The organism is Paraburkholderia sp. BL6665CI2N2 (assembly GCF_004366535.1).
Lineage (GTDB): Bacteria > Pseudomonadota > Gammaproteobacteria > Burkholderiales > Burkholderiaceae > Paraburkholderia.
On sequence record NZ_SORC01000001.1, the window covers coordinates 380,259 to 405,688 of the forward strand.

The window sequence follows — 25,430 nt, forward strand, 5'->3', positions numbered from 1 at the left end:
TTGTGCGTGTGTCTCAGGCAGCGCCGGCGAGCGACGTGTAACACGCGGCTCGAAAGCAAAAACTGAATGGTGACGAATCATGTCCGAAAGTCCGATTGATCCTCATGCGCATCATCACGCGCATTGTCTGCCGTTCGGCGCGCAGCTGCTAGGCGCGACGGGCGCGAAGCCACGCACGCGGTTTCGCTTCTGGGCGCCTTCCTGTCAACGCGTTCAGGTGGAAATCGAAAACGGCCCCGCGCAAGGCGCGCACGATATGACGCCCGCCGGCAACGGCTGGTTCGAAGCGAGCGTCGACAGCGGCGCAGGCACCCTCTACCGCTTCCGGCTGGATGGCGAGCATGCGGTGCCCGATCCGGCGTCGCGTTTTCAGCCGCAAGACGTGCATGGGCCGAGCGAAGTCATCGATCCGCGTGCGTACCGTTGGGAACATACGAACTGGCACGGCCGGCCTTGGGAAGAAACGGTGTTGTACGAGTTGCACGTCGGCGCAATGGGCGGTTATGCGGGCGTGCAAAAGCGGCTGCCGGAACTCGCCGCGCTCGGCGTTACCGCCATCGAATTGATGCCGTTGAACGACTTTCCCGGCAAGCACAATTGGGGCTATGACGGCGTGTTGCCGTATGCGCCCGATTCCGCTTACGGCCGCCCCGAAGAGTTGAAAGCGTTGATCGACGCCGCGCATGGTCTCGGCCTGATGGTGTTTCTCGACGTGGTCTACAACCACTTCGGCCCGGACGGCAATTATCTGCATGAATACGCGCGCTCTTTTTTCCGCGAAGGCACGCATACACCGTGGGGCCCGGCGATCGATTTCGAGCGCAACGAAGTGAGCGACTTCTTCACGGATAACGCCGTCTACTGGATCAACGAATATCGGCTCGACGGGTTGCGTTTCGACGCGGTGCACGCCATCGACAACCATGCGTGGCTGCGCGAATTATCCGACCATATCCGCGCAAAAGTGCAGCACGGCCGGCACGTGCATCTGGTGCTGGAAAACGAGCACAACAGCGCGAGCCTGCTGGAAACGCATTTCGACGCGCAATGGAACGACGACGCGCACAATACCCTGCACGTGCTGCTGACCGGCGAAACTGAAGGCTATTACCACGCGTACGAAGACCAGCCGATCCGGCGTCTTGCGCGCGTGCTGTCGGAAGGCTTTGCGTATCAGGGCGACCCATCGCCGATTCACGACGGCAAGCCGCGTGGCGAAGCGAGCGGTCATTTGCCGCCCACGTCGTTCGTGATGTTCCTGCAGAACCACGATCAGATCGGCAACCGCGCGTTCGGCGAGCGTCTGCGCAAGCTGACCACGGACGATGCCTTGCGCGCCGCCACCGGCCTGCTGCTGCTGTCGCCGCAAATCCCGCTGCTTTTCATGGACGAGGAATACGGCTCGACGCAACCGTTCCTGTTTTTCACCGACTACAGCGGCGATCTCGCCGACGCGGTCCGCGAAGGACGCCGCCGCGAATTCGCGCGCTTTTCTTCGTTCAGCGACGAGAAACGCCGCGCCCAGATTCCCGATCCGAACGACGTCAAGACGTTCGAGGCCTCATCGCCGCCGGCGTCGCACGAAGCGGCGAAGCAGGACAGCGATGAAGCGAAAGACCGGCTCGAGTGGATGCACTTCTACAAGTCCGCGCTTGCCGTGCGCGCCAAGCTGATCACGCCGCGCCTGCAACACAGCAAGTCGTGCGGCGCGACCGTGCTGACCGCAGCGAATGGCGGCGACGCCAATGCGCTGATCGCGCGCTGGAAACTCTGCGACGGGGAGACATTATCGGTTGCGCTGAACCTCGCGAAAGAGAGCGTGGCGTGCACTGAGATTCCCGCCGGCAAGGTGATTTTCGAAACGCCGCCGCGCGCGCGCGAACAGGTCGAAGTCAGCGTGTTGCCGCCGCATGCGTTCGTCGCATGGTTGACGGGCGACGTCTGCGGCTACGCCATCGGCCACGATGCTCGCGTCGCGGGACAACAGGAGCGCCACGCGTGACTACCCGACGCCCTCACGACACGATCGTCACTCTCGCCTCGCGCGCCGGCTTCGAGGTGGAATGGCAGGATGCGCACCATACGACGCAGCGTGTGCCTGAAAGCACACTTACCGTATTGCTCGAACGGATGGGATTGCCGTGCGGCAACGCCACGGAAATCCGCCACAGCGCCGCCGCACTGGAAGCCGAATTGTCGGGCCGTAAACTGCCGCCGCTGATGACCGCGGAAGTCGGACGCGGCATCGCCTTGCCCATTGCGGCGATCAAATCCGGCAGCCACTATCGGATCGAACTGGAAAGCGGCTCGATCATCGACGGCCGGTTTACAGCGCCCAAAGGCGAAGAAGCCTTACTCGCACCGATCGACGAAGCGGGTTATCACACGCTCGTGATCCACGAACAACGCATCACGCTAGCTGTGGCGCCGCCGCGCTGCTACACGGTCGCCGACGCCTGGCGCACACTGCGCGATGACGCAGGCGGCGATAACACGCCCGCGCCGCCACTTTGGGGCATCGCCGCGCAGTTGTACGGCTTGCGCCGTACAGGCGACGGCGGCATCGGCGACTATTCCGCGCTCGCGCAAATCGCCGTGGAAAGCGCGAAGCGTGGCGCGCATGCGCTCGCCGTCAGTCCGACGCATGCGATGTTCAGCGCGGAGCCGGAGCGCTTCAGCCCGTATTCGCCGTCGTCGCGTTTGTGGCTGAACGTCACCCATATCGATCCCGCCGCCGTGTTCGGCGCGGATGCGGCCCACGCCGCGCTCGAAGCCGCCCAGGCCGGCGAGGCGTGGTCGAAACTCGAACGCTTGCCGCTGATCGACTGGCCGAACGCGGTCGTGCTGAAGGTCTTGCGCGCGCTGTATGAGCAATTCTGCGAACACGAACGCGCGCAAAACACGCCGCGCGCGCTGGAGTTTCACGGCTTCTGCGAACGCGCCGGACGCGCGCTCGAAGACCACGCGCGCTTCGAAGCGTTGCAGGCGGCGCAACTCTCGCAAGAAGGCGGCAATGGACATTGGCGCAACTGGCCCGAGGCATTGCGTGATCCGCGCAGCCCGGAAGTCGAAGCCTTCGCCGAGAGCAACCGTCACGAGGTCGATTTCCATCTGTTCCTGCAATGGCTGGCCGCCAAGGGTTTGTCGCACGCGCAACATGCGGCGCGCGATGCCGGCATGGCCGTCGGCCTGATCGCCGATCTCGCGGTGGGCTGCGATAGCGCCGGTAGTCATGCATGGTCGTATCGCGACGACATGCTGCAAGGCGTATCGGTCGGCGCGCCGCCGGATCTGTTCAACCAGGCCGGTCAGGCATGGGGACTCACCACGTTCTCGCCGCGCGCCATGCGCACGCAGGGCTTCTCCGCGTTCATCGACATGTTGCGCGCGGCGTTCGCGCACGCCGGCGGCATCCGCATCGACCACATTCTCGGCTTGCGGCGGCTGTGGCTTGTGCCGGAAGGCGAAAGCGCGCGTAACGGCGCGTACCTGCGCTACCCGCTCGAAGACTTGCTGCGGCTGATCGCGCTCGAATCGTGGCGGCATCGCGCGATCGTGATCGGCGAAGATCTCGGCACGGTGCCGCCAGGTTTTCGCGAGCGGCTCGAGGAACACGGCATCGCCGGCATTCGCGTGCTGTGGTTCGAAGGCGCGCACGACGGCAAAGGATTCAAGCCGCCTTCGGCTTGGGACCGCAATGCGGTCGGCACCACGACCACGCACGATCTGCCGACAGTTGCCGGTTGGTGGCGCGGCAGCGACATCACATGGCGCAACAAGATCGGCCAGACGATGGCGCGCGCCGACGGCCGCGATCCCGAAGAAGCCGCTCAGGAAGAGCGCGCGAAAGATCGCGCCGAGTTGTGGCGAGCTTTCCAACTGGCGGGCGTGGCCGCGCCCGACGTCGCCGCGCCGCCGCCCGACCGCGCGCCCGTGGACGAAGCGCTCGCCTTCGTTGCCGCGACGCCCGGCCCGCTGGTCACGTTTCCGCTCGAGGATTTGCTCGCGCAAGTCGAGCAGCCGAATCTGCCCGGCTCGATCGACGAACATCCGAACTGGCGCCGCCGCGTGAGCGTGCCGATCGACGAACTATTCGAAGACGACACGTTCTGCGACCGGCTGCTCGCGGTCGACCGCGCGCGCCGCGCCGCGACCGCCCCGGTTCCTTCTTCCAATGCTTCTTCGGAGCCTGATACGCCATGACCGTCCCGCGCTCCACGCTTCGCCTCCAGTTTCATCGAGGCTTTACCTTCGACGATGCCGCCAAGCACGTCGACTACTTCGCCGCGCTCGGCATCAGCCACGTGTACGCGTCGCCCATCACGACGGCCGAGCCGGGCTCGATGCACGGCTACGACACCGTCGATTACACGCAGGTCAGCGCCGAATGCGGCGGCGAGGCGGGTTTGAAGCGCCTCGTCGACAAACTGCGCGCGCACAACATGGGGCTGATCATCGACACGGTGCCCAACCATATGGGCGTCGGCGGATCGAGCAACGCGTGGTGGCTCGATATTCTCGAATGGGGCCGTCATAGCGCCTATGCGCGCCATTTCGACGTGGACTGGCATTCGCCCGATCCCGCCTTGCGCGGCAAGGTGCTGCTGCCCACGCTCGGCGCGGCCTACGGCGAGGAACTCGCGGCGGGCCGCATCGCGCTGCATTTCGCGGCCGACATTGGGCGCTTTTACATCGGCTACGGCCCGCACGTGTTTCCGGTATGCCCGACCGATTACGCGTCGATCCTGCAAAGCGCCGACCGCTCCGATCTCAACGCGCTCGCCGAGCGCTTCCATGGACTCACGACGCAGCCCAACGATCATGCGCGCGCCGCCGAAGGTCGCGACATGCTGCGCGAATTCGTCGCGCAAAACGGTGAGTCGGCGATCGAGATCGCGCTGCAGGCGTATCCTCCGGACGACCCCATGACGCGTGACCGTCTGCATCGGCTGATCGAGCGGCAACACTTTCGCCTGGCGTGGTGGCGCACCGCGTCCGACGAGGTGAACTGGCGGCGCTTCTTCGACATCTCGACGCTCGCCGGTGTGCGCGTGGAACGGCCCGAAGTGTTCGAGGCCGTGCATGCGCTGCCCTTCCGTCTGTACCAGGAAGGCGTGGTGGACGGCCTGCGTATCGATCACGTTGACGGCCTCGCGGAGCCGCGTGAATACTGCCAGCGTTTGCGGCAGCGTCTAACGGAACTGCGTGACACCACGCCGTATGTGGTGGTCGAGAAGATTCTCGGACGCGGCGAACCGTTGCGTGACGATTGGCCGGTGGACGGCACGACCGGCTACGATTTCATGAGCGACGTGGGCGCGCTGCTGCACGATCCGGCCGGCGCCGAACCGCTCGCGCAAACGTGGACCGAACTGACCGGCCGCAGCCCGCGTTTTGCCGACGAAGCGCTGGTCGCGCGCCGCAAGATTCTCGCGGAAAATCTCTCTGCGGAACTCGACCGCGCGGCGCGCGCGCTGCATCGCATTGCGCGCGATTCGTTGGCCACGCGCGACTTTACTTTCACGACGCTGCGGCGAGTGCTGACCGAACTGGTCGTGCATTTCCCGGTGTATCGAATCTATCCGCAGAACGGTCTGCGCAGCGCGACGGATAACGTCTATTTCGACCAGGCTTTGGAGGGCGCGCGTCGCACACTTTCGCGCGCGGACCTCGTCGCGCTCGAGCGTGTGAACGCGTGGCTTGGCGGCAGCGCCGAAGAGCCGCCGTCCGGCCGCGGCGGCTCGGCACCGCAAGGTCAGAACGGTGCACCGCCGAGCCATGCCGGTTCCGCGCGACGCACCGCGCAGACGTTGTTTTCGCAGTTGACCGCGCCCGTCGCCGCGAAGGCGGTCGAGGATACGGCGTGCTATCGCTACGGCCGGCTGTTGTCGCGCAATGAGGTCGGCTCGGACCCGGGCGAGTTCGCGTTGTCGGTCGAAGCGTTTCATGCGGCAAATCTGGAGCGCTCGCAGCGCTTCCCTCACGCGATGCTCGCGACCGCCACGCACGATCACAAACGTGGCGAAGACGTGCGCGCACGGCTTGCCGTGTTGAGCGAGATCGCGCGCGACTGGAGCGCGACGTTGCGCGCGTGGTCCACATTGAATGCGCCGCAGCGTCGCGCGCTCGACGGCAATTCCGTCAGCAGCGTCGGCCAGGACACGAGCTACGACTGGGCGCCCGGCCCCGCCGCCGAAGCGATGCTCTATCAAACGCTGGTGGGCTGCTGGCCCCCGGATCTGCGACCCGACGACGAAGCCGGCGTAAAGGAGCTAGCCGAGCGCGTCGCGCAATGGCAGTTGAAGGCGCTGCGCGAAGCCAAGCTGCAAACCAACTGGCTCGCACCCGACGAAGCGTACGAGGCCGCCTGCCGCGATTTCCTGTTCGACATCCTCGCGCCGCAACGGCGCGACGGCTTCCTGAAGGAGTTGTCCGCGTTCGTCGCGCGAATCGGGCGTGCCGGTGCGCTCAATAGTTTGCAGCAGACGGTTCTGCGGCTGGCATCGCCTGGGATTCCCGATCTTTATCAGGGCACCGAGTTGTGGGACTTCAGTCTGGTCGATCCGGACAATCGCCGGCCCGTCGATTTCGCCAAACGCGAGGCGTGGCTCGTGCAAACGCCGCCGTCGGAATTCTTGCCGGGCTGGCGCGATGGACGAGTGAAGCTCGCGGTGGTGCAGCGCGTGCTCGCGTTGCGGGCGCATTTGCCGGAATTGTTGAGTCAGAGCGAGTATCTGCCGCTTGCGGTGCGCGGCAAGCACGCGTCGAGCGTGATCGCGTTTGCGCGGCGGCATGGCAATGCGTGGGCCGTGGTGGTGGCGAGCCGGCTCGCGGCTGGATTGCTCGGCGAGGAAAGTGACTTGCCGATGGTCGAGCCGGCGAAATGGGAAGACACCGCGTTGGAGATGCCGTCGGATTTGTCCGCGAGAGCATTATTCGACTGGTTGAGTCCCGCTGCGCCGAAGGTCGATGAAAACGGTCTGCTGTATCTGCGCGACGCGCTGGGTGCAATGCCGGTCGCGGTGTTGGTGGAGGATGGCGTGCCGCGCGGGTGATCTTGCAGATTTTGTTGATGAAGGCGGTTGGAGCGTACGTGCTTCAGCCGCCTTTTTGTTTCAGGCGTCCGTCGGCTAGGCGGCCACGCGGCATGACCGAGACTAGCGCCCCGCCGCCCAAAGTAGCGCTATCTCCGCTCAACCGCCTTCGTCGTCGAAGGTTTTCGGATAAACCCGCACGAGCACGATACGCGGCCCTTTCATTTTCTTGACCACGACGTCGAAGCGGTCGAACTCGACTCTCTGCCCTTCGCTAGGCAAATCGTTCAGCGCCTGAATCACGAGGCCGCCGACCGATTCGGCCTTGCCTTCGTCGATGTCAATCCCCAACGCGCGTTCCAGCGACACCACCGGCAAGCTGCCCTTGCCCATCAAGGTGCCGTCGTCCATGCGCGTCCAGTCGGCGTCGCCTTGACGGAACTCGTCGTGGATCTGGCCCACCAGCGCGCCGAGCAGATTGTCGAGTGTCAGGAAACCGATCGGCTTCTCCCGCTTATGGCCGACCAGCGCGAAGTGCGGCGCGCCCTTGCGGAAGCGGCGAAACAATTCGAGCGCCGGCATTTCCGGCGTGACGTATTGCACGGGCCGAGCGTATTTGGAGAGATCCTCAAGCGTGCTGCCCGCATGACGGGCCAACAGCAAGTCCTTCAAGTGGATCATGCCGGCCACGCGTTCGCCGGATGCGTCTTCGAACAGCGGATAACGGCTAAAGCGATGCCGCGCCACCACCTGCATGTTTTCGCGCAACGGCAAATCGCGGCGCAAGCCGATCATTTCGTAGGCCGGACGCATGAGGTCCGACACGGTCATGCGCGAAAAATCGAGCGAGTGCGCGATCGTGTTCCACTCGTCCTGACTGTAGGCGCCATCCGTCGAACCCAGTTCCGTGGCGACGTTGGCGCGGCGGCCGCGCAGGATCAGCTTGAGTTCGTCGGTGGAGTAGTGCGAGTCGTGGCCGTGATCGGCGTCGAGGCCGGCCAGTTTGAGCACGGCGCTGGCGCTCGAATTGAGCACCCAGATTGCCGGATACATGGCCCAGTAAAAGCCGTAGAGCGGCGTGGCGGCCCAGAGCGAAACCTTTTCGGCCTCGCGGATCGCCAGCGACTTCGGCGCCAGTTCGCCCACCACGATGTGCAGGAACGAAATGCACGAGAACGCGAAGAACAGCGAAATGCCGTGGATCAGCTTCTCCGACTCCACGCCGAGCAGGCTGAAGACCGGAGTGAGCAACTCCGCGAACGCGGGCTCGCCGATCCAGCCGAGCCCGAGCGATGCCAGCGTGATGCCGAGTTGGCAGGCCGACAGATAGGCGTCGAGGCGCCCGTGCACTTTGGCCAGCAGACGCCCGCGCATGCCATGTTTGGCAGCGAGGCTTTGAACGCGTGTCTGCCGCAGTTTGACCAGACCGAATTCAGCGGCAACAAAGAAGCCGTTGAGGGCAACGAGAAACAACGCACCGATAAGGGCGACAACCTGGATCAAAGCGAAAGGCTCCGGCAACAAAAGTTGTCAGTATAGAGGGTGAAAGCTCGGTGAAATCTGAATCGTGCGAACGAAGTGGCTGAGCCAACCGCTCACTTTGCGGCGGTTGCGCTCAGTGGGATGCGTAGCGCGAGCGTGGCGGTATTGCTGCCGGCTGTGTCGCCGCCGGTTGCTTCGCCTTGCTCGAAACTGCCGCCATGCGCTTCCGCGACGCGCTTACACAACGCCAGCACCCACGCGATCCGTTTCGCTTCGCGCGGCTCGCGCGACTGCTTGCGGGCAAACGCTTCGAGCACATGAGGCAAGGCGGGATCCAGCAATGCGGCGCTGTTCGGGTCGTACGCGAGGCTGGCGTGCCACGTGCTCGTGTCGGCTTTCGTGGACAGGACGACCGTGGCGCCTTCCGGGCTCGTTTCGACCGCGAACGTCAGCATCAGCCATAGCGCGGCAGCGAGGCGCTCGCGGTCGCCGTTGAGTTGTTCGGTAGCGAGTTGCGAGTCGAGCGACACTTCCACGCCGCGCGTGCGAGCCAGGCCCGAGCGGACTTCTTCCACCGTTTCATCGAGCAACGGATGCAGCGGGAATGACGCATGGTTCAGCGCCAGCGATTTGGTTTCGGCGCGCGTAGCGTCGACGATCGTCTCGAGCAACTTGACCTGCTGGTCTACACCATTGCGAATGCCGGTGACGGCGCGCTGAGAGTTGGGATCGTTCGCGTCGAGCTTGCGCTCCAGCACATACGCCCAGCTGTGAATGGCATTCAACGGACCACGCAGATCATGCGACACCAGCGACAGCACATGGTCACGCATGAACAGGGCGGTTTCCGCGCGCAGATGCGCGGTGCGTTCGGATACGGCGAAGCCGGAAGGGGTCGGCTTTTCGCCGGCAGTTCCGGTTGAAGACGTTGTCACGATCGAGCCTCTCAGGCAGTTCACGATGGTTGAAAGAAGCCCCATTATAGGCATGCCGTCCGGCGCGACCAGCCTGGCCGGACGGCCAACTGGCACGCAATCCGTGTGCCACGCGGCAATCCTCGGCATGCGGCGCCAACACGCCTACAATGTCGGTTTTTACGTTTTGACCTGAGGAGCGACATATGTCGACTGTGACTACCGAATCCGGCTTGAAGTACGAAGACATCGTTGAAGGCACCGGCGCCGAAGCCGTGGCCGGCAAGACCGTCAGCGTGCATTACACCGGCTGGCTGACCGATGGCCAGAAGTTCGACTCGAGCAAGGACCGCAATGACCCGTTCGCATTCGTGCTGGGCGGCGGCATGGTCATCAAGGGCTGGGACGAAGGCGTGCAAGGCATGAAGGTAGGCGGCACACGCAAACTGACCATCCCGCCGCAACTCGGCTATGGCGTGCGCGGCGCGGGCGGCGTGATTCCGCCGAACGCAACGCTCGTGTTCGAAGTTGAATTGCTGGGCGTCTAAGTTTTACGCTGTCCTGTCACTGCGCACCGTCGATGAGCCACGCCGCCGTTACCGCTCCTAGCGTTTCGCTGCGCCGCTATGGCGCGATCGAAGCGTCGGACGTGCACGACTTTCACCAGGTCGTGCTCGGGCTCGACGGCGCGATGGTGATGGCGGTGGACGGCATCGCGCAACGGCTGGATGCCGGCTCCGGCTGGCTCATCCCGGCGGGCGCGCGGCACGATTACGTGGGCGTCGGCGAAAACCGGCAGTTAGTGCTGGATTTGCCGGCCACATCGCTGGCCGTACCGGAACGCCTGTTCGACCGCGCGCGGGCCGTCCGTGTGGAGGGCTCGCTTGCGCAACTCGTGCAACGCATCGCGGCGCACGCGACCGGCGACGCTCTCGGCGACGATCTCGACTCTCGGCGTTTTCATTGGGACGCGGCCGCGCGCCTCGGCGCGGCGTTGGTGGCCGACGCGGGCGCATCGGTTGGCGCGCCGGCATCCGGCGCGGGGCTCGACTTTACGCGTATCGACCGCTGGTTGCGCGCGCATTTATCGGAGCCTTTGCGGATCGCCGACCTCGCCGCGCATTGCGGCTTCGGCATGCGGCGCTTTCATCAACTTTTTATCGAGGCCTTCGGTGAGACGCCGCATCGCTATTTGCAGCGGCTGCGGCTCGATACGTCGCTCGCGCTGCTCGCCGATCCGCGCCGTTCGCTGACGGATATCGCGTTGGATATCGGCTTCGGCGATCAGAGCGCGTACACGCACGCGTTCACGCGGCGTTTCGGACTGGCGCCCGGTCAGTGGCGCACGTTGCGTCACTGAGTTTTCGCCGCACCAGCTGTCATTCCACTGAGTCTCGCCGCGTTGGCTCTATTGCACTGACGGACCGCAATGAAGCTCGTTGCGCGAGCCGCCTGAACGGAGCGGCCCGCTAGTCCTGCTTCACACTGTTATTCGAGCCTTTGTCGCTCGAACCTTCTTCACTCAACCCGCCAGACCGCGCTCCAGATCGCCGCGGATATCGCCGGCGTTTTCCAGTCCGACGGCAAGACGGATCAAGCCCTCGCTAATGCCCGCCGCCGCGCGCGCTTCCGGCGTCACGCGACCATGCGTGGTTGTAGCCGGATGCGTGATGGTGGTACGCGTATCGCCGAGGTTGCCGGTAATCGAGCAGATTTTCGTGTTGTCGATCACGCGCCATGCATTCGCGCGCATCTGTTCCGGCGTGTCGCCCTTAAGTTCGAACGAGAGGATCGCGCCACCCGCCTTCTGCTGACGCATGGCCAGCGCGTGCTGCGGATGCGATTCAAGCCCCGGATAAAACACGCGATTCACGGCCGGATGCGCTTCCAGCCAGCGCGCGATCTCGAGCGCATTCGCCGACTGCTTTTCGACGCGCAGCGACAGCGTTTCCATACCCTTGAGCAACACCCATGCGTTGAACGCGGACAATGTGGGCCCGGCGCTGCGCACGAACGGAAACACCTTTTCCATGATGAACTGCTTCGAGCCGACCAGCGCGCCGCCGAGCACGCGGCCCTGACCGTCGAGGAACTTGGTGGCCGAATGCATCACGACGTCCGCGCCGAGCTTCAGCGGCTGCTGCAAGGCCGGACTGCAGAAACAGTTGTCGACCACGAACAGCGCGTTCGACGCCTTGGCGATCTTGCTGATTGCTTCGATGTCGGCAACCTCGGTCAGCGGATTCGACGGCGTTTCGAGGAAGAACATCTTCGTCTCCGGACGCACGGCGTTTTTCCACGCGTCCAGATCGGTCGGATCGACGAACGTGGTCGTGATGCCGAACTTGCTGAAGATCTGCGAGAACATGCCAAGCGTCGAACCGAACAGCGCCTGCGAGCTGACCAGATGGTCGCCCGCCTGCAATGCCGACATCACCACCGACATGATCGCGGCCATGCCCGACGCCGTCGCCATGCAGGCTTCGCCGCCTTCGAGCGCGGCCAGGCGATCCTGGAACATCGAAACGGTCGGGTTCGTGAAGCGCGAGTAGGTGTAGTTGTCTTCGGAATTCTTGAATTTTTCGGCGGCGTCGGCGGCGCTCTCGAACACGAAGCTCGAGGTCAGGAAAATCGCTTCCGAATGCTCGTTGAAGTCGCTGCGCACCGTGCCCGAGCGGACTGCCAGCGTGTCGAAGTTCAGGGAGTCGTCCATGTTGGTTCTGGTTTCCAATGTTCCATGGCTGCGGTGGGTGTCTGCGGCTCACATGCTCACATGAAGTGAGCTGAGCGCATCAAGCCGAATCGCAGCAACAAAAAAGCCCGCTTTTGCGTCGGCATAAGCGGGCTTCATGTGCGGGGAAAGCTGGAGCGGAGGTAGATGAATGCGGCTTTTCCACCATTCGCTTTAGCTGTTTCGGGTTGCCCCGCGTCCGCAAGCTGAGTTCAAATCGACGCAAGCCGTCATGCTAACACGCTCCCGGCACGGCGTGCAGCGTGCCGTGCCAGGAGCGTATAACTCGAATCGCGCTCAACCCACTGACAGTTGCAAATGCAGTTGCGAACGGGCCGGCGCGCCGCCGTCGATCGCTTCGCTCGCGGCATCGCGGTCCGATTGCGAGGACGGTGCGAGACGCGCGGTTTCGATGCGGTCGAGGTACTCGGTGGTCACGTCGCCGGTGACGTAGTTGCCGTCGAAACACGACGCTTCGAATTCCTTCAGCGCGGGGTTGATATCGCGCACCGCCTGTTTCAACGCGTCGACGTCCTGATAGACGAGGTGGTCCGCGCCGATCATGCGCGCGACTTCGTCGTCCGTACGGCCGTGGGCGACGAGTTCACCGCGCGTCGGCATATCGATACCGTAGACGTTCGGGAATTTCACCGGCGGCGCCGCCGACGCGAAGATCACCTTGTTCGCGCCCGCATCGCGCGCCATCTGCACGATTTCATGCGACGTGGTGCCGCGCACGATCGAGTCGTCGACGATCAGCACGTTCTTGCCCTTGAACTCGATGCCCATGGCGTTCAGCTTCTGGCGCACCGACTTCTTGCGCACGGCCTGGCCCGGCATGATGAAGGTACGGCCAACGTAACGATTCTTGAAGAAGCCTTCGCGATATTCCACGCCCAGTTTCTTCGCGACCTGCATCGCGGCCGGACGGGACGAATCGGGAATCGGCATCACGACGTCGATCGGAACGTCGGGCAGCTCGCGCTTGATCTTCTCGGCGAGGTAGTCGCCCATGCGCAGACGCACGTTGTAGACCGGCACGCCGTCGAGCACCGAATCCGGACGCGCCAGATAGACGAGTTCGAAAATGCAGGGATTCAGGCTCGGGTTCGTGGCGCATTGCTGCGAGTGCAGATTGCCTTCGATGTCGATGAAAATCGCTTCGCCCGGCGCCACGTCGCGCACGAATTCGAAGCCGATACCTTCAATCGCCACCGATTCCGACGCCAGGATCCACTCGACGCCTTCCGCCGTTTCCTGCTTGCCGAGGCACAGCGGACGAATACCGAACGGGTCACGGAAGCCCAGCAGGCCGTAGCCGGCGATCAGCGACACGATCGCATACGACCCGCGCACCCGGCGATGCACGCCGGACACCGCCTTGAACAGCGCAGCCGGATCGAGTTGCAGGCCCGAGCTGGAAAGCTGCAATTCGTGCGCGAGCACGTTGAGCATGACTTCCGTGTCGGAATTGGTATTGATGTGGCGGCGATCGATGCGGAACATCTCATCTTTCAGCTGCTGCCAGTTGGTCAAGTTGCCGTTGTGGGCGAGGATGATGCCGAACGGCGCGTTCACGTAGAACGGCTGAGCTTCTTCTTCGCTCGATGCGGAACCAGCAGTCGGGTAACGGACCTGGCCGATACCGGTGGTGCCGGGCAGGCTGCGCATGTTGCGCGTGCGGAACACGTCGCGCACCATGCCGTTGGCCTTGTGCATGTGGAAGTTGCTGCCGTTCGCTGTCGCGATGCCGGCGGCGTCCTGACCGCGGTGCTGCAGGAGCAGCAGGCTGTCATAGATCAGCTGATTGACCGGAGAGTGGGAAACTACGCCTACGATGCCGCACATGGCATGTCCTTCAAAGGTACGAAATCCGTCATGGCGGCCGCTGCCTGCGATCGTGTCCCAAGGGACTTCCTTCGAGACGTTAGCGAAGCTAAGCGACCGAACGTAAAGGCAGCCGGTTTGCGCCGGTGTCCTGCTGCGTCTCCCTCGCCGCTCGCCTGATCGTCACACTCGGACGTAAGCAGCCAGCGGCTCGGGAAGCAGCGGTTTCATTACGTGCACGCCCTCGACCGCATAGGGCCGAAGCAAGGCGTTGCGCCAGAATTCCTGTTGGGGCAGTTCGGTCAAGCCAGCCAGGGCGACCAGAATCAGCACCAGAATGACCCCGCGCACGAGGCCGAACATCAAACCGAGCGAACGGTCCACGCCGCTCAAGCCGGTTGCCTGCACGATGCGGCTCAAAAGGGCGTTCAGCACGCTCGCCACCAGCACCACACCGACCACCACCAGCGCAAAGGCCAGCAGCCATTGGGTCAATGCGCCGCCCGGCCAGGTGGACGGGATATACGGGACAACGTAACCGACAAAGCGGCAAGCAATGAAAAACGCCGCGATCCAGCCGATCAGCCCGAATATCTCCGACAAAAACCCGCGCCATGTGCCGCGCAGCGCTGACAGACCGATCACCGCCATTACAGCGTAGTCGAAGGCAGTGAACATCGCTCGCTTACTGTGCGGTGCCGCTGTTCGCGCCCGACGTCAAGCCGACCTCGCGAACCTTTGCGATGGCCGCGCTCGCTGCTGCGCGGTCGGCGAACGGGCCGGCTCGCAGCAATGTGAGCGTGGAGCCGTCAGCCTGCTTGCGATGTTCGGTATATGCGGGCACACCCGCCGCTTTCAACTTGGCCGCCCAATTGCGTGCGTTGGCGTCGTTCGCGAAGGCGCCGAGTTGGACGGCGAAACGGCTGCCCGCCGGCGACGCCGGCGTGCCGGAATTCGCGTCCGCGCTGGCGGCCGTGTTCGAATTGTCGGAGCTTGGAGCTTGAGCAGCCGGCGCGGTCGCGGCGTTATGCGTGACCGGCGGTTTGGCCGCTGGTTTGGCAGGCGTTGCGGGCGCCGCCGGCGTAGTGTTCGCCGCCACGGACGGTGCTTGCGGTTTCGCTGCCGGCTTGGCCGCGGACGCCGCTGCGTTCGTCTCCGTGCTCGCTTGCTTCGTGGTGCCGGACTGGCCTTGCCTTGCTGCCGTTGCCGGCGCAAGACCGGAGGCGGCGAGTGCCGCGTCTGGCGTTGCGGGATTATCCGGCGCTACGCCGGCCTGCGTGTCTTCCTGGGCTTTTGCGAGCTTCGGCGCGGGACGGCTGGGAATGTCGATGGAGATGTCGTCTGTGACGGGCTTGGGGTGCGAGTCCAGCACCATGGGCAGGATGACGACCGCTGCCACGACCATTGCGATCGCGCCGACGAGCCGGCGACGCGCACGCTGCTTTTCCGGCAACGTAGGGTCGAGCAGCATCGCATCGGCGTCGACGGTGCGCTCCGTGCGGCGGGTTCGCCGCTCCACGCGCTCGCCACGGGCGGCCCGGGAGGAACTGGTGTTTGCGCCGCGCCGGGTGGGCGCGTCGTCTTTCTTGCCGAACGAGAAAATTCCCATGAATCGCTTGGTTCGAGCCTGGCGCCCGTTCAGTGTTGCTGCGATTTACGGTAGGCCATCACGCCTGCTACCGTATAGAAACTGCCGAAAACCACGATTCTATCATTCTCTGACGCTCGTTTTAGCGCGGCTTGGAAAGCCTCTGCCGGCGTGGCGTAACGCGTCACGCTGCTGTCGACTCCCTCTTCCACGCCCTGTTCGCGCAAGGCCGCTTCGAGTTCTTCCGCTGACGCCGCCCGCGGTGTCGGCAAATCGGTGACGCACCAGTGATCGATTTCGCCTTTCAGGTGCGCCAGCACGCCGGCAATGTCCTTGTCGCGCATCGCGCCGAACACCGCGTAGGTGTACGGGAAAAAACCCATGTTGCCGAGATTTTGCGTCAACACGGCGGCCGCGTGCGGATTGTGGCCGACATCCAGAACGACGGCCGGCTTGCCCGGCAGCACCTGGAAACGTCCCGGCAGTTCCACGTTGGCAAGGCCGAGGCGGATGTCTTGCGCCGAAACCGGCAGACGGTCACGCAACGCTTCGAGCCCGGCCAGCGCCGCCGACGTGTTGATCAACTGGTTCGCGCCGCGCAGCGCCGGGTAAGCCAACGCCGAGCGCCGCATGGTCGGGCCGACGTAACTCCATTGCTGGCGCTCGCTGCCGGCCTGGCCTTCATAGCGGAAATCGCGGCCGAATAGCCACAATTCGGCGCCGATTTTCTCCGCGTGATCGATCAGCGATTGCGGCGGCACCGGGTCCGCGCAGATCGCCGGCTTGCCCGGACGGAAAATACCGGCTTTTTCGAAGCCGATTTTCTCGCGCGTGTCGCCGAGATATTCCGTGTGATCGATATCGATGCTGGTGATGATCGCGCAATCCGTATCGAGGATATTGACCGCATCGAGGCGGCCGCCCAGGCCGACTTCGAAAATCACCGCGTCCAGTCCGCGCGATGCGAACAGACTCATGATCGCCAGCGTCGTGAATTCGAAGTAGGTCAGCGTGACCGGTTCGGCGAGGCTCAGGCGCGCGGCTTCGACGGCTTCGAAGTGCGGCAGCAAATCGGCGTCGCTCGCCATTTCGCCGTTGACCCGCGCGCGCTCGTTGAACGTGAGCAAATGCGGCGAGGTGTGACAGCCGACCGTGAATCCGGCGCGCAGCAGAATCGATTCGAGGATCGCGCACGTGGAACCCTTGCCGTTCGTGCCGCCGACGGTGATGACCGGACACGCGAACGACAGTTGCATCGCGTCGCGCACCTGGCTGATGCGGGCCAGCCCCATGTCGATGCCGACCGGATGCGCGGATTCAAGGTGCGTGAGCCACGCGTCAAGGGTGGGGAATGTGGTCATCGGCGAATCGCGAGTAAATCGAGTAGGCAGTGTTGCGAATGGGCGCGGAGCGCAGCGGGCGGCTGCGGCTGCGGCTGCGGCTGCGGCTGCGGCTGCGGCTGCGGCTGCGGCTGCGGCTGCGGCTGCGGCTGCGGCTGCGGCTGCGGTCAGCAGTCTAGTCCGGGCGGGCGCCACTTTATGCGCGCAAACCACGTACACCTGCGCCGGGGGCACCGTCAGCAACCCTTGCCGCGTTGCGAGACCGTGATTATCCCGGAAATGACAGCGCGCCGCTTGATCACTCACGCGGCGCGCTATTTTTACTGCTTTTCTGACGGCCGCCGCGCTCGAGAAAGCGCGACGACGGTTCACCGCAGAGCCTGCTTACGCGACTGCGTCAGCCGGTTGATGACTCAGCAGCGCCATCAGTTGAGCAAGCTCTTCACGCAGCTTGCGACGGTCGACGATCATGTCGATCGCGCCCTTCGTCAGCAGGAACTCGGCGCGCTGGAAGCCTTCCGGCAGCTTCTCACGCACGGTTTGTTCGATCACGCGCGGACCGGCAAAGCCGATCAGCGCCTTCGGCTCCGCGATCACCACGTCGCCGAGGAATGCGAAACTGGCCGACACGCCGCCCATGGTCGGGTCGGTCAGCACGGAGATGAACGGCAGCTTGGCCTCGGCGAGCTTGGTGAGCATGGCCGTGGTCTTGGCCATCTGCATCAGCGACAGCAGGCTTTCCTGCATGCGCGCGCCGCCCGAAGCGGTAAAGCAGATGAACGGCACTTTCTGTTCGAGTGCGTTCTGCGCGCCGCGCGCGAAGCGCTCGCCGACCACCGAACCCATCGAGCCGCCCATGAACGAGAACTCGAAGCAGGCCACCACCACCGGCAGCGTATGGATCGCACCGCCCATGACGACCATCGCGTCGGTTTCGTCGGTGTCGTCCATCGCCTCTTTCAGGCGGTCCGGATACTTGCGGCTGTCTTTGAACTTGAGCGCGTCGACCGGAACGATTTCCTGGCCGATCTCATAACGACCTTCCGGATCGAGCAGGCCGTCGAGCCGCTCACGCGCGCCAATGCGCATGTGATGGTCGCACTTCGGGCAAACATGCAGATTGGCCTCGACGTCGTTGCGGTATAGCACCGCTTCACACGACGGGCACTTGATCCACAGCCCTTCCGGAATCCCCTTGCGGTTCTTCGGGTCGGTTTGTTTGATTTTCGGCGGCAGCAGTTTGTCGAGCCAGCTCATAGTGAATCCTTCTCGGGTCTACGATCGCGCAAACGGCGGGACAAGCCCGCCGCTCACACTACAGAAGACAAAAATAACTGTTATCGGGCAGTCGCGACGCTATCCAGCGCCTCGCGCACTTCCGCGACGAAACGCGTCAACGTCTCGGCAGCGGCTTCGGGCGCGGCCTGTTCGAGCAATTGCACGATGCGGCTGCCGATCACGACGGCATCGGACACTTCGGCCACCGAACGCGCGGTTTGCGCGTCGCGGATGCCGAAACCGACGCCCACCGGCAGGGGAACGCGCGACTTGATGGCCGGGATTTTACTCGCGATGCTGGAAACGTCCAGATTTGCCGCTCCGGTCACGCCTGTTAACGACACATAATAGACGTAGCCGCTGGCAATCTTGCCGACTTCCGCGATACGCTCGTCGGTCGACGTGGGCGCCAGCAGGAAAATCGGATCGACGCCGGCAGATCGCATCTGTTCAGCGAAGTTAGCACACTCTTCGGGCGGATAATCCACAACCAGTACGCCGTCTACGCCGGCTTCCTTCGCCGTCCTCGCGAAGGTTTCGGTACCCATGCGTTCGATCGGATTGGCGTAACCCATCAGTACGACGGGCGTGGTGTCGTTGGTCTCGCGGAAGCGTTTCACGTCGGCGATCACGGTGCGCAGCGACACACCCTGGGCCAACGCCCGTTCGGACGACTGCTGAATCACCGGACCATCGGCCATCGGGTCGGAAAACGGCACACCCAGCTCGATCACATCCGCGCCGCCGGCGGCGAGCGCATGCATGAATTCGACGGTGCGCGCGGGATCCGGGTCGCCGGCCGTCATGAACGGAATCAGGCCTTTCTTACCTTGGGCGGACAGCGCAGCAAACGTGTTCTTGATACGGGACATGGAATATTCTCGGATTTTGGCTACTGCGCAGCGTGCTGATTGCACGTCGCTCATTGCACTTCGGTCTGCCGTGGAGTTTTGGCTTTGACCCGACGCGCTACAGGCGCATTGGCAGCCGCGCTGACGCGTTCGCGCGCAATCGCGCAGTAACTCTCATTGATTTCATAGCCGACGAATTCGCGCTGCTGACGGGCGCAAGCGACTGCGGTGGTGCCGCTGCCCATGAAAGGATCGAGCACGCGCCCGCCCTTCGGACAACTTGCCAGCACCATCCGCTCGACAATTTCCAGAGGCTTCTGGGTAGGGTGGGCGACGCGCTCGGCATGTTGCCGATGCAGCCGCGAAACCGACCAGACATCTTTTGGATTATAGCCAACCTCGAGCCACTTGCTGCCTTCGAACAATTTACGCGAACGCGCCTTCTTCGTAGCGGCATCGTACGGGATGCGGACGGGATCGAGATCGAAGAAGTAATCCTTCGACACCGCGAAAAAGCCGATGTTGTCGTGCACCGAAGTGAACCGGCGCACCGTTCCGCCCATGCTCGGCACACGCCGGTCCCAGATGATTTCGTTGATCATCGTGAGTTTTGTCTTCAGGAAACTGAAGATTTCCGGCGCGTACTGCCAGGTGCAGAAAATGTAGAGCGAACCCGACGGTTTGAGCTTCGGAATAGCCAATTCGAGCCAGCCACGCGTCCAGGCGAGAAAATCTTCGCCTGTGCGCATGTCGGAGTCATTGCCGTAGTCCTTGCCAAGCCCGTAGGGCGGATCGCATACGATCAGATCGATCGATCCGTCGGGAATGTTCGCAACATCGGTCAGAAAATCGCGGTTCAACAGCTGGATGCCGGCAGGCACCTGCGGCAATAGCAATGCAGGCGCCTCGGCCGCCGAACTATCGGCGGCCGGCGTTTCCGTGGTTTCAATTGCCGGCTGCGGCTCGTCGAACTCGTCACGCATCGTCGCGGCGCTCAGAACTGAATGCCCGATCGCTCAGCGACCGTATGCATGTCCTTGTCGCCGCGGCCCGACAGATTGACCAGAAGGTACTTGTCCTTCGGCAGCGTCGGCGCGAGTTTCGCGGCATAGGCCAGCGCGTGGCTGGATTCCAATGCCGGAATGATGCCTTCGATCCGGCAGCAATCGTGGAACGCCTTGAGCGCTTCTTCGTCGGTGATGCCGACATATTCAGCGCGTTTGCTGTCTTTTAGCCACGCGTGCTCGGGGCCGACACCCGGATAGTCCAAGCCCGCCGACACCGAATGCGTCTCGATGATCTGGCCGTTCTCGTCCTGAAGGAGATAGGTGCGGTTGCCATGCAGTACGCCAGGGCTTCCGCCGATCAGCGACGCAGCGTGACGGCCGGATTCGATGCCGTCGCCCGCTGCTTCGACGCCAATCAGTTTCACCGAAGCGTCGTCAATGTACGGGTAAAAGATGCCCATGGCGTTCGAACCGCCGCCAACGCACGCAATCACCGCGTCCGGCTGACGACCGACGAGCTCAGGCATTTGCACCTTGCATTCGTCGCCAATCACGCGCTGGAAGTCGCGCACCATCATCGGATATGGATGCGGTCCCGCCACCGTGCCGATAATGTAAAACGTGTTCTCGACGTTGGTGACCCAGTCGCGCATGGCTTCGTTCAACGCGTCCTTCAAGGTCCGCGAGCCGGATTCGACCGGCACGACCGTCGCGCCGAGCAGCTTCATGCGGTACACGTTAGCGGCTTGGCGGCGCACGTCCTCGGCGCCCATATAGACCACGCATTCCATGCCGAAACGCGCGGCGATGGTTGCCGTGGCCACGCCGTGCTGACCGGCGCCGGTTTCCGCGATCACGCGCGGTTTGCCCATGCGCTTGGCGAGCAGCGCCTGGCCGATCACATTGTTGACCTTGTGTGCGCCGGTGTGATTCAGGTCTTCGCGCTTGAGGAAAATCTGTGCGCCGCCGAGCATTTCGCTCCAGCGCTGAGCATGATAAATCGGCGACGGACGGCCGACGAAATACTTCAATTCGCGCTCGTATTCGGCAACGAATTCCGGGTCTTGCTTATATTTGTCGTATGCCGCACGCAACTCGTCGAGCGCGTGGACCAGCGTTTCAGCGACGAACACGCCGCCAAATTGGCCAAAATGGCCTCTTTCGTCAGGCAGGTTATACATGGTGATCACTTTTCTCAGTGTGGCGCGCGGCTCTCATGCGAGACAACCGCCGCGCCGGAATCATTCGGCGTCCGCCGCGCGCACCGCGCGCACGAATGCCGCCATCCGGGCGTGATCTTTCACGCCCTTGGCGCCCGGCCTTTCGATGCCGCTCGAGACATCGACCGCGTACGGGCGCACGCGATGGATCGCTTCACTGACGTTTTGCGCGTTCAACCCACCACTCAAAACGGCCCGACGCGCGAGCTCTGCTGGAATAAGTGACCAATCGAAGACCTTCCCGCCGCCGCCGTATCCTTCGACATGGGTGTCGAACAGAAGGCTGCTGGCTGCTGAATAGCTAAGAGCCGATTTTACCAAATCGGCCGGCTGAGTATCCGCCGCAACGCGCAACGCGCGCAACCAAGGCAAACCCGCAACACCGGCGAGCGATTCGCACTGTTCGGGCGTCTCATCGCCATGAAACTGCAGCAGCGTAAGTCCGACATTGCTCGCGACCTCGCGGATCCAGTCCGGGGTAGCGTTGACGAACAAGCCGACCACCGAGACGAACGGCGGCACATCGTGCACCAGCTCGACCGCCTGCGCGACGCTGACCGACCGCGGGCTCGGCGGGTAGAACACGAGGCCGATTGCATCGGCGCCGAGGTCGATCGCGTGAAACACGTCTTCGGGCTTTGACAGGCCGCACAGCTTGATGCGCGTGCGATGCGGCGCGGCCTGCTGCTGGGCGCCTTCGTGGGATTCGTTTGCGAGGTTTTCGGTTGAGTTCATGTTTGCGCTTGCTCGGTCCATACGGTACTCCACGGCACGCTGCCCGTGTGCGGCGCGGGCACGGCGAATTGCGCAGGATAGCCCACCTGCGCCAGATACAAACCGTCCGGCATGAAGGTCGGCGCGGCGAAATCGCGATCGCGGCTCGCGAGCACCTCGGCCATCCATTCGACCGGACGACGGCCACCGCCGATGTAGACGAGGCAGCCCATCAGGTTGCGCACCATGTGGTGCAGGAACGCGTTCGCCCGAAAACGGAAATGGACGAAGTCGCCCTGTTGCTTCACGTCGATCTGATACAGGTGCTTGACCGGCGTTTTCGCCTGGCATTGCGACGAACGGAATGCCGAAAAGTCGTGTTCGCCGAGCAGATGAGCGGCGGCCTTCTGCATCGCGTCGACGTCGAGCGCCGTATGCACCCAGCCGGCCCGTGTCGCCAGCATCGGCGAGCGCACTGGATGGACATACAGCACGTAGTAATAGGTCCGCTCGAACGCAGAAAAACGCGCGTGAAACTCATCGGGCATCGGCTTGGCCCACTGCACCGAGATCGTCTTCGGCAGGAACGAATTGGTGCCGCGAACCCAGGAAACGTCGGCACGATCCAGTTCGGTATCGAAGTGCACGACCTGCCCAAGGCCATGCACGCCCGTATCCGTGCGACCTGCGACGACGGTTTGCACCGGTGTCTGCGCAAACTCGCGCAGTGCCCGTTCGAGCTCGTCCTGCACGGTGTTACGGTGCGGTTGCGACTGCCAGCCACAGAATGCCGAACCGTCGTACTGCACGCCTAGAGCAATACGCTTCACGACAACGGAGCGAGCGTCGAGAGCAACGCGCGGGCCTCGGTGCGCGTACCCGGATCGTTCGACTCGATCACTTCGTTGATGAGCGCGCGCGCGCCGGACAGATCGCCGAGTTCGATGTATTCGGCCGCCAGTTCGAGTTTGTTGCGGGCGATGCGGCTCAGATCGTTCTGCGTAAACGCCGGCAACGGCTGGGCCGGGCTCGGCGGTAACTCGAGGTCGAAATCGAGCTTCAACGCGCCGAAGCCGGCCGCACCCAGACCGCTGCCAAAACCCGCGCCCAGGCCCGCGACGGCGGCGTGGCCTGCGGTGCCGGCAGTGATTTCGTCGGCGATATGCGGCGTGTCGTCGTCCGGGTGGAGCAATGGCACGGCTTGTTGTGCCGTGGTTTCCGGCGACGCGACCGGCTGGCTCGACAGTGAGGCGGGCGCTTGCAAGGCATCGGCGGGCGACTCGACGCGCGGGGGCAATGGCATGTCGAGGCTGCCGAACGCATCGACGGCGTCGCGCGGGAATTCGGTCGGCACGGCTGCGGGCGCTGACTGGGGTTGCGCTCGCGGTTCTGGTTCGATCGACGGTTCCAGCCGCGCAGCCGGCGCGTCATCCCATTGCAGACGGTGGGAGGGTTCCTCGTGCAAGAAGGCTTCGTCGACGGGCTCCAGCGGCGCCAGGGGCAAGGCCTCTGCGCCTAGTTCCGCCGCGGCGGCAAGGCTCGCGGCCGTGGTCGCGCTGTCGAAGTCGTCGTGGTGGGACGCTGGGAGGGGTTCGAGATTGGAACCGCTCTGAGCGGACGGAGCAATGGCTGGATTCGATTGCTCAGGTTCGACGGATGCGGGTGTTGCGGCGCGCTCTTGTGAGATGTGGTCGGGCGCGCTGAGGTCGGGTGAAGGGAAAGCCGTGTGGGCTGTGGGAAGGTCTTGTGCTGGGCGGTCTGCGGCTGCCTGCTCGGCGTCCACTTGCTCGGCTGCCGTGCTTTCGGCGGCGGTATGTTGGGCCTCGGCGTACTCGGCGGCCGTGCGCTCTGCCGCTGCGTGCTCGGCTGCAGCCTGCTCCGCTGCCGTGCGCTCTGCCGCTGCATGTTCTGCCGCTGCGCGTTCTGTCGCTGCCTGCTCCGCCGCGGCCTGTTCTGCCGCAGCGCGTTCTGCCGCTGCCTGTTCTGCCGCTGCCTGCTCCGCTGCCGCGCGCTCCGCCGCTGTATGTTCTGCCGCAGCCAACTGCGCCGCTGCGTGTTCGGCTGCCGTGCGTTCCGCCGCCGCTTTCTCCGCCGCCTCCCGCGCAGCAGCCTGACGAATCTCCGCGTCGCGCTCTGCCGCGACCCGTTCCGCCATTTCACGCGCCGCCGCGTTGCCTTCCGCAGCTTCACGCTCCGCAGCCGCCTGTGCCGCCGCATTTCCAACGACCGCATCAGCGCCGACGTCAGACGCTCCGCGCGCCGGAATCTGCTCGGGCGTCGAAGCGGTGTCCTGCGAGCCCGTTGCCCGCGCGGACACTCCCGTAGCGCCGTCCGCCGACGCAGCCTCCGCCGCCGCCCGTTCGCGCTTCCGCCGCCCCATACGCAGCGCCGTCAGCAGCGCGACTAGGGCCGCGCCAATCGCCGCCGCCACGCTCAACTCCGTCTGCGACATGCCGGCTTCATTCGACGTCGATGCCACCGGCGTAGCGCCATGACTCGGCACAGCCGCCGCTGACGATGCGCCAACCGGCGGCTGCGCGACCCCGGACGATGCAGTGCTCGTAGCGGGAGGCGTCCCACCGATGCCGTGCTTCTGCAACTCCATCAGCACGCGATTTTTCAGCGCGAGCAATTGCTGCAAGCTCGACACCTGGGCGCGCGGTTGCGATGCCGGCTGCGCGGCGGTCATCGCCGGAGTCGTTCCGGTGCCCGCCGTTGATGCGCCCTCGGCCTCGCTAGCCGAGGGCTGAATCGAACCGGCCCACTCATGGGTGCCGCTGGCCGGCAATGCCGCCGCCTGCGATCCCGCGACCGGCGCGGATGCAGCCGTGCCACCCGGCGTCGCCGAGTTTGCTTCTGTGGCCGCACTGGCCATCGCCGAAACAGCGGGAGCGGCCGGCGTCGCCGCGCGCGCCGCTGCACTTGCTGCGCTCGCCGCCGCCGCATTGACCTGCGCCACGGCACTCGCCGTGTCGGCCGCCGGTGCCGCGTTGGGTGCCGCGTTGGGTGCCGCATTCGATGCCGAACCAGGCGCCGCCGCAACACCCGCCGCCGATGCCGCCAGCGCACCCGACGCATCCAGCACCGGCACCGTCAACACCGCGCCCAGCCGCAACCGGCTCGGGTCGTGACTCATAAAGGCACTCGGGTTCGCATCGAATAACGCGCGCGAGGCGCGCGCGAGCGTCGCCTTGTCATGCGACTGCGTGACGGCAATCGCCACGTCGTTCAGCGACTGCCCGGGCCGCACCGTCACCTGGCCGCCGTTCGCGTACGAAACGGAGGCGGCGTCCGGCGCGCTGGCGGCGTCGCCCGGCGCGGCGAGCGCGCTGCCCACGCCAGCGCACGCCAGCGCAGCGGACACAGCGGCGGCAGCCGTCAATCGGCTCGCACCCTGAAGATTGAACATAGCCCGAAGGGATGAGAGTCGAAGGTTCATCGGGA

Annotated in this window: 19 protein-coding genes; 5 read left to right on the top strand and 14 right to left on the bottom strand. The window is 64.3% G+C overall.

What is annotated here, in order from left to right; translation table 11 throughout:
• Positions 1-79 precede the first annotated feature (79 nt).
• Genes treZ through treY form a run of 3 tightly spaced genes read left to right on the top strand, consistent with a single transcriptional unit; the run spans position 80 to position 7,055 of the window.
• Positions 80-2,002 carry a malto-oligosyltrehalose trehalohydrolase gene (gene treZ / locus B0G81_RS01665; protein WP_134132903.1) on the top strand — a complete coding sequence of 641 codons (1,923 nt, stop codon included), beginning with the start codon at positions 80-82 and terminating at the stop codon, positions 2,000-2,002.
• The gene (gene malQ, locus B0G81_RS01670) at positions 1,999-4,203 is read left to right on the top strand and encodes a 4-alpha-glucanotransferase (RefSeq protein ID WP_134132908.1); all 2,205 of its coding nucleotides are present in this window, start codon (positions 1,999-2,001) and stop codon (positions 4,201-4,203) included. The genes treZ and malQ overlap by 4 nt, the downstream gene beginning before the upstream one ends.
• The gene (gene treY, locus B0G81_RS01675) at positions 4,200-7,055 is read left to right on the top strand and encodes a malto-oligosyltrehalose synthase (protein WP_134132910.1); all 2,856 of its coding nucleotides are present in this window, start codon (positions 4,200-4,202) and stop codon (positions 7,053-7,055) included. Before malQ ends, treY begins: the two co-directional genes overlap by 4 nt.
• 138 nt (positions 7,056-7,193) lie before the next feature.
• Here treY and B0G81_RS01680 read toward each other — a convergent pair whose 3' ends face one another.
• Positions 7,194-8,537 (bottom strand): hemolysin family protein, encoded by a 1,344-nt coding sequence (locus B0G81_RS01680; protein ID WP_134132913.1) that lies wholly within the window; start codon positions 8,535-8,537, stop codon positions 7,194-7,196.
• Between the two features lie 92 nt (positions 8,538-8,629).
• Positions 8,630-9,451, bottom strand: coding sequence for a HAMP domain-containing sensor histidine kinase (locus tag B0G81_RS01685; RefSeq protein WP_134132915.1), 822 nt, complete (start codon positions 9,449-9,451; stop codon positions 8,630-8,632).
• 185 nt (positions 9,452-9,636) lie between these two features.
• On the opposite strand from B0G81_RS01685, the gene B0G81_RS01690 reads away from it, so the two are divergent.
• The gene (locus B0G81_RS01690) at positions 9,637-9,978 is read left to right on the top strand and encodes an FKBP-type peptidyl-prolyl cis-trans isomerase (RefSeq protein ID WP_027803023.1); all 342 of its coding nucleotides are present in this window, start codon (positions 9,637-9,639) and stop codon (positions 9,976-9,978) included.
• Between the two features lie 32 nt (positions 9,979-10,010).
• On the top strand, positions 10,011-10,790 hold the full coding sequence (locus B0G81_RS01695) for an AraC family transcriptional regulator (protein WP_134132919.1): 780 nt from the start codon (positions 10,011-10,013) through the stop codon (positions 10,788-10,790).
• A 162-nt stretch (positions 10,791-10,952) separates the two neighbouring features.
• Here B0G81_RS01695 and B0G81_RS01700 read toward each other — a convergent pair whose 3' ends face one another.
• From B0G81_RS01700 to B0G81_RS01760, 12 genes are all read right to left on the bottom strand, one after another.
• Positions 10,953-12,143, bottom strand: a complete 1,191-nt coding sequence (locus B0G81_RS01700) for an O-succinylhomoserine sulfhydrylase (protein ID WP_134132924.1) — start codon at positions 12,141-12,143, stop codon at positions 10,953-10,955.
• A 315-nt stretch (positions 12,144-12,458) separates the two neighbouring features.
• Complete coding sequence (purF, locus tag B0G81_RS01705; RefSeq protein ID WP_106282621.1) at positions 12,459-14,009, bottom strand: amidophosphoribosyltransferase; 1,551 nt, start codon at positions 14,007-14,009, stop codon at positions 12,459-12,461.
• A gap of 162 nt (positions 14,010-14,171) precedes the next feature.
• Entirely contained in the window at positions 14,172-14,666 is a 495-nt protein-coding gene (locus B0G81_RS01710; protein ID WP_116122642.1) for a CvpA family protein, read from the bottom strand.
• A 7-nt stretch (positions 14,667-14,673) separates the two neighbouring features.
• Positions 14,674-15,597, bottom strand: coding sequence for an SPOR domain-containing protein (locus B0G81_RS01715; protein WP_134132929.1), 924 nt, complete (start codon positions 15,595-15,597; stop codon positions 14,674-14,676).
• Positions 15,598-15,626: 29 nt separating this feature from the next.
• Complete coding sequence (folC, locus tag B0G81_RS01720) at positions 15,627-16,937, bottom strand: bifunctional tetrahydrofolate synthase/dihydrofolate synthase (RefSeq protein WP_134132934.1); 1,311 nt, start codon at positions 16,935-16,937, stop codon at positions 15,627-15,629.
• Positions 16,938-17,300: 363 nt separating this feature from the next.
• A complete protein-coding gene (accD, locus tag B0G81_RS01730) occupies positions 17,301-18,173 on the bottom strand; it encodes an acetyl-CoA carboxylase, carboxyltransferase subunit beta (RefSeq protein ID WP_012428630.1) in 873 nt (290 codons plus the stop codon).
• A gap of 80 nt (positions 18,174-18,253) precedes the next feature.
• On the bottom strand, positions 18,254-19,066 hold the full coding sequence (trpA, locus tag B0G81_RS01735; RefSeq protein WP_134132939.1) for a tryptophan synthase subunit alpha: 813 nt from the start codon (positions 19,064-19,066) through the stop codon (positions 18,254-18,256).
• Positions 19,067-19,116: 50 nt separating this feature from the next.
• Positions 19,117-20,028 carry a site-specific DNA-methyltransferase gene (locus tag B0G81_RS01740; RefSeq protein ID WP_134132943.1) on the bottom strand — a complete coding sequence of 304 codons (912 nt, stop codon included), beginning with the start codon at positions 20,026-20,028 and terminating at the stop codon, positions 19,117-19,119.
• A gap of 11 nt (positions 20,029-20,039) precedes the next feature.
• Positions 20,040-21,233: a tryptophan synthase subunit beta gene (gene trpB, locus B0G81_RS01745; protein ID WP_134132946.1), complete on the bottom strand. Its 1,194-nt coding sequence runs from the start codon at positions 21,231-21,233 to the stop codon at positions 20,040-20,042.
• A 60-nt stretch (positions 21,234-21,293) separates the two neighbouring features.
• Complete coding sequence (locus B0G81_RS01750; RefSeq protein ID WP_134142966.1) at positions 21,294-22,007, bottom strand: phosphoribosylanthranilate isomerase; 714 nt, start codon at positions 22,005-22,007, stop codon at positions 21,294-21,296.
• Positions 22,004-22,816, bottom strand: a complete 813-nt coding sequence (gene truA, locus B0G81_RS01755) for a tRNA pseudouridine(38-40) synthase TruA (protein WP_134132948.1) — start codon at positions 22,814-22,816, stop codon at positions 22,004-22,006. Before truA ends, B0G81_RS01750 begins: the two co-directional genes overlap by 4 nt.
• Positions 22,813-25,425: a FimV/HubP family polar landmark protein gene (locus B0G81_RS01760; RefSeq protein ID WP_134132952.1), complete on the bottom strand. Its 2,613-nt coding sequence runs from the start codon at positions 25,423-25,425 to the stop codon at positions 22,813-22,815. The genes truA and B0G81_RS01760 overlap by 4 nt, the downstream gene beginning before the upstream one ends.
• Between the last annotated feature and the right edge of the window lie 5 nt (positions 25,426-25,430).